The organism is Micromonospora sp. I033 (assembly GCF_053890995.1).
In genome coordinates this window covers 1-3,888 of the sequence record NZ_JBSSLX010000340.1, presented here as the reverse complement: position 1 = coordinate 3,888, position 3,888 = coordinate 1, and the positions used below count along the sequence as shown (strand labels likewise).

5 protein-coding genes are annotated in these 3,888 nt (G+C 73.7%); 1 reads left to right on the top strand and 4 read right to left on the bottom strand.

What is annotated here, in order from left to right; genetic code table 11:
* The 4 genes from ACW0Q9_RS29680 to ACW0Q9_RS29665 all read right to left on the bottom strand — a co-directional run.
* Nucleotides 1–210 (bottom strand): DUF6510 family protein (locus tag ACW0Q9_RS29680; RefSeq protein ID WP_456186945.1); only part of this gene is annotated, 210 nt, incomplete at its 3' end.
* Between the two features lie 17 nt (nucleotides 211–227).
* A complete protein-coding gene (locus tag ACW0Q9_RS29675) occupies nucleotides 228–989 on the bottom strand; it encodes a ferredoxin reductase (RefSeq protein WP_456186943.1) in 762 nt (253 codons plus the stop codon).
* Between the two features lies 1 nt (nucleotide 990).
* Nucleotides 991–1,581: a sulfite oxidase-like oxidoreductase gene (locus tag ACW0Q9_RS29670; protein ID WP_456186947.1), complete on the bottom strand. Its 591-nt coding sequence runs from the start codon at nucleotides 1,579–1,581 to the stop codon at nucleotides 991–993.
* A gap of 93 nt (nucleotides 1,582–1,674) precedes the next feature.
* Nucleotides 1,675–2,697 (bottom strand): TerC family protein, encoded by a 1,023-nt coding sequence (locus ACW0Q9_RS29665; protein WP_456186941.1) that lies wholly within the window; start codon nucleotides 2,695–2,697, stop codon nucleotides 1,675–1,677.
* A 250-nt stretch (nucleotides 2,698–2,947) separates the two neighbouring features.
* On the opposite strand from ACW0Q9_RS29665, the gene ACW0Q9_RS29660 reads away from it, so the two are divergent.
* Nucleotides 2,948–3,888: CaiB/BaiF CoA transferase family protein (locus ACW0Q9_RS29660; protein ID WP_456186940.1), on the top strand; the 941-nt coding region annotated here is incomplete at its 3' end.

Genomic DNA, 3,888 nt, shown 5'->3' with positions numbered 1-3,888 from the left:
GGGGGCCCGGACCAGGCGCACCATCACCCCGGTGCAGGCCGGGCAGCGCCCGACCAGCCCGGGCGCGTGCGAGTAGACGTGCAGCCCGGCCACCGGGCCGGTCGTGCCGCAGTGGTCGCACCGTCCCATGGCGGAGCTGAGGTCGACCGCGAACAGTTCGCGCATCGGCCCGTCGAGCATGTTGCCGTCCAGATAGGACATGTCGGTCATGCGCTCTCCTCGGGTGGTCAGCCGGTCGGGCCGAACCGTTCGGTCTTCACCCGCCGGGTCGGGTGGCCCAGCCCCACCAGCAGGTCCGCCACGGCCTCCACGAAGCCGGTGGGGCCGCAGACGTAGCAGAGCGGCTCCAGGTCGGGCGGCCAGCCGTGGCTGTTCACGTCGGCCAGGCCGATCCGGTGCGGCTCGCCCCGCCAGCCCTCCGGGGCCGCCCGGGTGTAGACGTACGCCACGTCGAGGCCCTGGTCGTCCCGGGCGCGGCGGCGCAGTTCGTCGGCGTAGATGACGTCGTCGGGGGTGCGCACCGAGTAGATGAGCCGGAACGGCACCCGGCTGCCGGCGGCCCGCCGGGCCCGGACCATCGCCATCAGCGGCACCACCCCGGAGCCGCCGCCCACCAGCAGCACCGGCGCGGTCTCGTCGGTACGCCACACGAACCAGCCACCGACCGGCCCGCGCACCTCCACCGGGTCGCCCTCGGCGTAGGTGTCGGTGAGATACGGCGACACCTCCCCGTCGGGCACCCGCTGCACGGTCACCGCGATCCGCTCCCCCTCGGCCGGCCCGGCCAGCGAGTACGAGCGAGCCGCCTGGTAGCCGTCGGGGGCGGTGAGCCGCACGTCGACGTGCTGCCCGGGCTCGTGCCCCGGCCAGCCGGGTACCTCCAGCACCAGGGTCTGCGCGGTCGGCGTCTCGATCCGCCGCTCCACCAGCCGGGCCACCCGCCAGCTCAGCGGGACGGCCACCCGGCCGCCGGTCGTCGGGGCGGCCACCTCAGTCGCCCTGGTAGCGCTGCTCGCGCCAGGGGTCGCCGTAGTCGTGGTAACCGGCCGTCTCCCAGAAGCCCGGCTGGTCGTCGGTGAGCAGCCGGATGCCGCGGACCCACTTGGCCGACTTCCAGAAGTAGAGGTGCGGGACGAGCAGCCGGGCCGGGCCGCCGTGCTCGGCCGGGAGCGGGCCGCCCTCGTAGGTGTGCGCCACCCAGGCCCGCCCGCCACGCAGGTCGTCCAGCGGGAGGTTGGTGGTGTACCCGCCGTACGAGTGGACCAGGGCGTAGCGGGCGGCCGTGTCGATGCCGTCGAGCAGGGTGTCCAGCGAGACGCCCTGCCAGTCGGTGCCCAGCTTGGACCAGCGGGTGACGCAGTGGATGTCCACGTGCGGCGTCTCCTGCGGCAGGCCCATCAACTCGTCCCAGGACCAGCGGAACTCGGCGCCGGCCTCCCCGGTGATGACGAACTCCCAGGTGTCCAGCGGCACCCGGGGCGTCGGCCCGGCGGAGAGCACCGGGAAGTCCTGGGTGAGGTACTGCCCCGGCGGCAGGGCCGGTTCGGCTGTACGGGGCCGGCCCTGGAAGCCTGGCGACACGATTCCCACGCGTCAGTCGTACCACCTGGGGTCGGTCGGGGCGAGGGGTTCGGCCGGGAGCCGCCGCGGTGGGTGACCACCGCGGCGGCCGGGTCACCGCCGCTCGGCGACGACCGGCTGCTCGCCGGGGACGCGGTCGCGCGTGGCGCGCAGGCTGGTCAGGGTGACGATCACCAGTACGCCGATGATGACGCCGAGCGAGGCGAGGGTGGGGATCTCCGGCACGCCCGACCAGATGCCGTGCGCCCAGTGCAGGCCCAGCTTGAGGCCGATGAAGGCGAGGATGGCGGCCAGACCGTAGCTGAGGTGGACCAGGCGGCTCAGCGCGGCGTGCAGGACGAAGTAGAGCGCCCGCAGGCCGAGCAGGGCGAAGGCGTTGGTGGCGAAGACCAGGTAGGGGTCCTCGGTGATGCCGTAGACGGCGGGCACCGAGTCGACGGCGAAGACCACGTCGGTGGCGAGCACCGCGACCACCACGAGGGCGAACGGGGTGAGCGCGCGCCGGCCGTGCCGCCGGACGGTCATCTTCGGGCCGTGGTACTCGTCGACCACCGGCATGACCTTGCGGAGCAGCCGGACCGACCGCATCCTGTCGATGTCGACCTCCTGCTCGTGCCCGGTGAGGGCGTCCCGCAGCAGCTTGACCGCGGTGGCGATCAGGATGAGCGCGAAGAGCAGGAAGGCGAAGTCGAGGGTCTTCAGGGCGGCGGCGCCCAGGGCGATGAAGATCGCGCGCAGCACCAGCGCGCCGGCGATGCCGTAGAGCAGCACCCGCTGGGCCAGCACGGCGGGCACCGCGAACGCGGCCAGCAGCAGCATGAAGACGAAGAGGTTGTCGACCGAGAGCGACTTCTCCACCAGGTAGCCGGTGAGATACTGGACGCCCTGCTCGGAGCCGTAGCGGCCCCACACCCAGCCGCCGAAGGCCAGCGGCAGGGCGATGTAGAAGGCCGACCAGCCCAGTGCCTCCTTCAGGGAGACCTCGTGCGGCTTCCGGGTGACCAGGAAGTCCAGCACCAGCAGCGCGAGCACGCCGGCGATCGTCACCGCCCACAGCGTGGGGGTGCCGACCGACGACAGGTCGGCGGCGGCGGACAGGTATGACAGTTCGTTCATGGAGCCTCCTCGAACACGGTGCCATGTTCGAGGTCTCCTTCACCCACCGTTCGTGGGCAACCACCCGAGGCGCGCCCGGGGCCCGCCGTACTGACCGGAATGGTTCGTGGGAAGTACTCCCCTCGCCGCCTCAAGGTTAGGGCAACCTCAACGCGCACGCCAAGCCGCGACCCCGATGATTGCCCTGGTCAACCGCTGTGCGGGACGACGGGCGTGGTGCCCGGCCGAGCCGGGGCCCTATGGTGACGCGATGGACAACGGGCCACTGACCGGCGTACGGGTGATCGAGCTGGCCGGCATCGGACCCGGGCCGTTCGCCGCCATGATGCTGGCCGACCTCGGCGCGGACGTGGTGCGGGTGGACCGGATCGGCGGCGGCGGCTTCGGTGACGTCCCGGGCGACCTGCTGACCCGCAACCGCCGCTCGCTCGCCGTCGACCTGAAGACGCCCGAGGGGCGCGAGGTGGTGCTGGCCCTGGTCGCCGGTGCGGACGCGCTGATCGAGGGCTTCCGGCCCGGGGTCACCGAGAGGCTCGGCCTCGGCCCGGACGACTGCCGGGCCACCAACCCCCGCCTCGTGTACGGGCGGATGACCGGCTGGGGTCAGGACGGCCCGCTGGCCCACACCGCCGGCCACGACATCGACTACCTGGCGCTGACCGGCGCGCTGCACGGCGTCGGCCGGGCCGGCGAGCGCCCGGTGCCGCCGATGAACCTGCTCGGCGACTTCGGCGGCGGCGGGATGATGCTGGCCCTCGGCGTCGTCGCGGCGCTGTACGCGGTCCGCGCCGGCGCCCCCGGCCAGGTGGTGGACGCGGCCATCGTGGACGGCGTGTCGGTGCTCGCCACCCAGATCCACGCGCTGCGCCGCGCCGGGATGTGGCAGGACCCGCGCGGGGTGAACCTGCTCGACGGCGGCGCGCCGTTCTACGACACGTACGAGTGCGCCGACGGGCGCCACCTCGCGGTCGGCGCGCTGGAGCCCCGGTTCTACGACGAGCTGGTCCGGCTCACCGGCTTCCCGCTCGACGGCGACGAGGCCCCGGACCGGCACGACCCGGCGAACTGGCCGGCGCTGCGGGCGGCCTGGGCCCGGCTGTTCCGCACCCGCACCCGGGACGAGTGGGCCGCGCTGCTGGCCGGCTCGGACGCCTGCGTGGCGCCGGTGCTCGACTGGGCCGAGGCTCCGGC

What these genes read in the sequence shown, in the direction of transcription:
- ACW0Q9_RS29665 (WP_456186941.1), bottom strand. Translation starts at nt 2,697, where the DNA reads ATGAACGAACTGTCATACCTGTCCGCCGCCGCCGACCTGTCGTCGGTC.